This window comes from Pantanalinema rosaneae CENA516 (genome assembly GCF_050753385.1).
GTDB classification, from domain to species: Bacteria; Cyanobacteriota; Cyanobacteriia; order Leptolyngbyales; family Leptolyngbyaceae; genus Pantanalinema; species Pantanalinema rosaneae.
In genome coordinates this window covers 1-4449 of the sequence record NZ_JBLZFZ010000130.1, presented here as the reverse complement: position 1 = coordinate 4449, position 4449 = coordinate 1, and the positions used below count along the sequence as shown (strand labels likewise).

The 4449-nt window shown below is 50.6% G+C and carries 3 protein-coding genes, 1 other RNA gene and 1 pseudogene; 3 read left to right on the top strand and 2 right to left on the bottom strand.

The annotated features are described in order from the left end of the window. The 3 genes and pseudogenes from ACN4EK_RS32055 to ACN4EK_RS32045 all read left to right on the top strand — a co-directional run. Positions 1–604, top strand: a pseudogene (locus ACN4EK_RS32055) (pentapeptide repeat-containing protein); the annotation flags it as partial. Positions 605–717: 113 nt separating this feature from the next. Beyond that, complete coding sequence (locus ACN4EK_RS32050; protein ID WP_431662503.1) at positions 718–2085, top strand: serine/threonine protein kinase; 1368 nt, start codon at positions 718–720, stop codon at positions 2083–2085. A 67-nt stretch (positions 2086–2152) separates the two neighbouring features. Continuing rightward, positions 2153–3346 carry a TRC40/GET3/ArsA family transport-energizing ATPase gene (locus ACN4EK_RS32045; RefSeq protein ID WP_431662502.1) on the top strand — a complete coding sequence of 398 codons (1194 nt, stop codon included), beginning with the start codon at positions 2153–2155 and terminating at the stop codon, positions 3344–3346. Between the two features lie 139 nt (positions 3347–3485). On the opposite strand, the gene ssrS is transcribed toward ACN4EK_RS32045, so the two are convergent. Both ssrS and aat read right to left on the bottom strand, forming a co-directional pair. Beyond that, a non-coding RNA gene (ssrS, locus tag ACN4EK_RS32040) (6S RNA) lies at positions 3486–3672 on the bottom strand. 94 nt (positions 3673–3766) lie between these two features. Continuing rightward, positions 3767–4363: a leucyl/phenylalanyl-tRNA--protein transferase gene (gene aat, locus ACN4EK_RS32035; RefSeq protein WP_431662501.1), complete on the bottom strand. Its 597-nt coding sequence runs from the start codon at positions 4361–4363 to the stop codon at positions 3767–3769. Between the last annotated feature and the right edge of the window lie 86 nt (positions 4364–4449).

Below are 4449 nucleotides of genomic sequence, written 5' to 3'. Positions count from 1 at the left end.
GTTTACCCTGGCGCAAATTGAACTGGAAAGTGAAGACCTGAACTTAAGTGTGCGATCGTATGAGCCGCTAGAAGACAACTATTTGCTGAAGCTAACCGCCAATCGCTTAGTCAACTCTAAAGCCCTATCCCGCCGCATCTTTCAGCTTTATCCAGACATTAAGCAGCACTTTCTGGCTCAACGCAATGACATCCTGAAGACGATCGGGATTACCCGGCACTCCGATCATCCCGACCCCACCCTGGAACCGCCCCCCAAAGCAACTCCCCCTGATCCCCAGTCGCCAGCGCTGGCCGATCGCCAATCTCGTTTGTATCGGGAAGTGGTGCGGCAAATCCAACATATTCTTAACTCCCAGGTGCCGGATCAGTTTGTGGATAGTGTGCAGCGCTTACTAGATTTCCTTAAAGGTCAAGGGATTTCTACCCGAGAGATTCAAAAGCGGCTGATTGGGCAAGCCATTTTGCAACGTGCCAAACTGGATGAAGGCTTCCGCGAACAATTGATTCGCTGGGAGAAAAGCGCTTCCGAAGAGGAACGTCTCTCCACCGTCGGTCATGCGGTACGGATGGCGATCGCGATGCTGTGGAACCAATTTTTGTAAGACTGAGACATTCAGCCACCGATCGCGATTCCGTAAGCCCCATCACTCGGCTTGAAGTTACCAAGCAATGACTCTACACCGCTCTCTCGCTGGCATAGCGGGGAGAAGATGAAATGCTACAAGAACGAAATATATTGAACGATCGCTACCGGCTGCAAACCAAACTGGGGCAAACCGCCGGACGGCAAACCTGGCTGGCAGAAGATTTGGCAACCGCACCCACTCAAACCGTGATTGTCAAACTACTGGCATTTGCGGATCAGGTGAATTGGGACACGCTGAAACTGTTTGAACGGGAAGCCAGTATTCTGCGGCAACTCGATCATCCGATGATTCCCAAATATCGCAACTATTTCTCGATCGACGATCGGGTGTTATGGTTTGGGCTGGTGCAGGACTACATTCCCGGTGATTCCCTCAAAGACTTATTGGCTCAGGGTAAGCGGTTCTCGGCAGCCCAGGTACGGGAAATGGCGATCGAAATTCTGGCAATTTTAATCTACTTGCATGAACTCAGCCCCCCTGTCCTGCACCGCGATCTCAAACCCAGTAACTTAATTCTCGGTGAAGATCAGCGCATTCATGTGATTGACTTTGGGGCGGTACAAGATCGGGCGGCAGTGGAAGGTGCCACATTTACTGTAGTTGGCACCTACGGGTACGCTCCTATGGAGCAATTTGGCGGTCGCACCGTTCCTGCCTCTGACCTGTATTCCTTAGGAGCGACGTTAATTCACCTGCTGACGGGCACTGCTCCCGCCGATCTACCCCAACGCCAACTGCGGATTCAGTTCAATCATTTGGTCAGCCTGAATCCCGCCTTCGTGCAGTGGATCGAGCGCTTGACAAACCCAGATGTTGCCGAACGATTCCCAACTGCCCGCCAAGCGTTAACCGCCCTCACCGCCCGGAACCCGGAGCGAGCTGCTAGTTCCCATGAATCCCACCGTCTGTCTCGATCGCCGCAATCCGCGATCATCTTCGATCGTCCAATGTTCACCAAAGTGGAAGTGAGGACTTCTCCGGATGAACTGATCGTCAAAATTCCTGGCGAGTCGAAAGCAGGGTATGGAGCCATTGCTGGAGCAGGATTACTGGGGCTAGGTTTGCTCCTGTCAATCCTCAGCCATTTTCCTATCTTTCCGCTCTTGATCGTGGGTGTTGTCCTTTTAGTGGGTGGCATTAATGGTAGTGCCGTCACCCTGGCAATTCTGACTCACAAAAGCTTCACACTGATGCAAGAGATTAAACTGCCATTCTATGAAACCGCTAATCGGCTAGGCAGTTGTAGCCTTGCTGACATTCAGAACATCATTCACCATGATCTACAGTTCCGAGAAGGAAAATCAACCATCACCCGGCGGGTTGTCACTATCCAAACCATTGATGATGATCTTTCGTTTGCCAAAGGATTAAGTCGGGAAGAATGTGCCTGGGTAGTGCAAGAAATGAACCATTGGCTGGACATGCAGCGATCGTGAAGTTTTCCCAATCCTGCTCTAAAGTAAAAGAATGTAACTAACTTCTCAGGAAAGGGCAGCAACACTCATGCGCGTAATTTTAATGACGGGCAAAGGCGGCGTTGGCAAAACGTCCGTTGCAGCAGCAACCGGCTTGCGTTGCGCCGAACTGGGCTATAAAACCCTCGTCCTGAGCACCGATCCGGCACACTCCCTGGCAGACAGCTTTGATATGGAGTTGGGGCATGAGCCTCGCCCAGTCCGTCCTAATCTGTGGGGTGCCGAGCTCGATGCCCTGATGGAGCTTGAGGGCAACTGGGGAGCCGTTAAACGCTACATTACTCAGGTATTACAAGCCCGAGGGCTAGAAGGCGTACAGGCGGAAGAACTGGCGATTCTACCGGGAATGGATGAGATCTTTGGTCTGGTACGGATGAAACGCCATTATGACGAAGGCGATTTCGATGTGCTGATTATTGATTCCGCTCCAACCGGTACAGCCTTGCGGTTGTTGAGTTTGCCAGAGGTGGGTGGCTGGTATATGCGCCGCTTCTACAAACCGTTTCAAGGCATTTCGGTGGCGTTGCGTCCGTTAGTAGAACCCATCTTTAAGCCGATCGCGGGCTTTTCCTTACCAGACAAAGAAGTGATGGATGCGCCCTACGAGTTCTATGAACAGATTGAAGCGCTGGAAAAAGTCCTGACCGATCCGACTCAGACCTCAGTGCGGCTGGTAATGAATCCCGAAAAAATGGTGATTAAGGAATCCCTCCGCGCCCATGCTTACCTGAGTTTGTATAACGTCGCGACCGATCTCGTCGTGGCCAACCGGATTATTCCCGACTCGGTGACCGATCCATTCTTCCAACGCTGGAAAGATCAACAACAAAAATATCGGCAGGAAATTCACGATAATTTTTCGCCCTTGCCGATTAAAGAAGTGCCGCTATACTCCGAGGAAATGTGTGGACTGGAAGCCCTCGATCGCCTGAAGGAAACCCTGTATCCCAATGGTGAAGATCCGGCTCTGGTTTACTACAAGGAAACCACCCTCAGAGTTGTGCAGGAGCAACAACAGTACAGTCTGGAACTCTACCTACCTGGAGTCGCTAAAACCCAGATTGAACTGAGCAAAACCGGGGATGAGTTGAATATTCGGATTGGCAACCATCGCCGGAATCTGGTATTACCCCAAGCCCTGGCCGCCCTACAGCCTGCCGGAGCCAAGATAGAAGAGGATTATCTCAAAATCCGCTTTGCTGATGTCGCCAAAGCTTCCTGAGGCTCTTCAAACAAGGTTGTGAACGGATCAAAACATCTCGCCCGCAATTCCCTAATTTTGGGAAGAAGGGCGAGTTTTGTCTGTTTAAAACCCAAAATTCCTCAACTCTAATTGAGTGAGGAATTCTTAGATATTTCAGGGGTTCACCGCAACGCCGTCTTACCTCAGCTTTTGACCTGGTTAAAACCAGGTGGGTACCATCCTACCGACTTAAAGTTTCCGGGTACATGCCCGGTCTACTGCCGTCAGATTGTTATGTTGGTTCCCTTATTGAAGCAGCATAGATCATAAAACGTTATTGGCAGTCACCAACGCCGCAGTGAATCTTGTTCATCCATTCTAGCGGCTATTCCATCGGTTGGCGAGTGACCTACGGCACAGACACCGATCGCCCCATGATTGGGTTACACCTTAGTTAGATTAGGCTAACATGCAGCGTTGTTGTAATGCCTGCCGCAGCAGATCCTTGTACTCGCAGTTGTCTATGATGTAAGCGCCAAATCGTTCTAGATGCGGATTCATCATCTGAGCATCAAAGAAAGTAAATCGTCGATCGCGCAACCGTTCCACCAATTTCACCATTGCCACTTTCGAGCCATCAGGAATCCGGTAAAACATCGACTCCCCAATAAACGCTCCCCCAATTACCAGCCCCAGAATGCCCCCTGCTAATTCATTGCCTTGCCAGGTTTCAAAACTAAATGCCCAGCCCGCTTGATACAGTTCCCAATAAATTTCCTTGAGAGTGTGAGAAATCCAGGTTGTTTCTCGATCGGCACAGCCCTCAACCACCTCCATAAACGCCTGATTGACCGCCACGGAAAACCGATTCTGGTTCAGAACTCGTTGCAATGATTTGGGATAACGGAAGCGATCGTCGAGAGGAATCAAGGTACGTTGCCGACTGGAATACCAGCCTAAATCCTCACTGGATTCATCTGCCATCAGGAAATAGCCCTGAGCATAGCCTTGAACGATCGCAGGCACATTAAACTTGTTACCAACCAACGGTGTCATCCCTCATTACTGTGGTGGTGAAACAGTAACGATTATAGGGGAGGTGGCGAGGTAGGGAAGATAAGGGCTGTCTCTTATACACATCT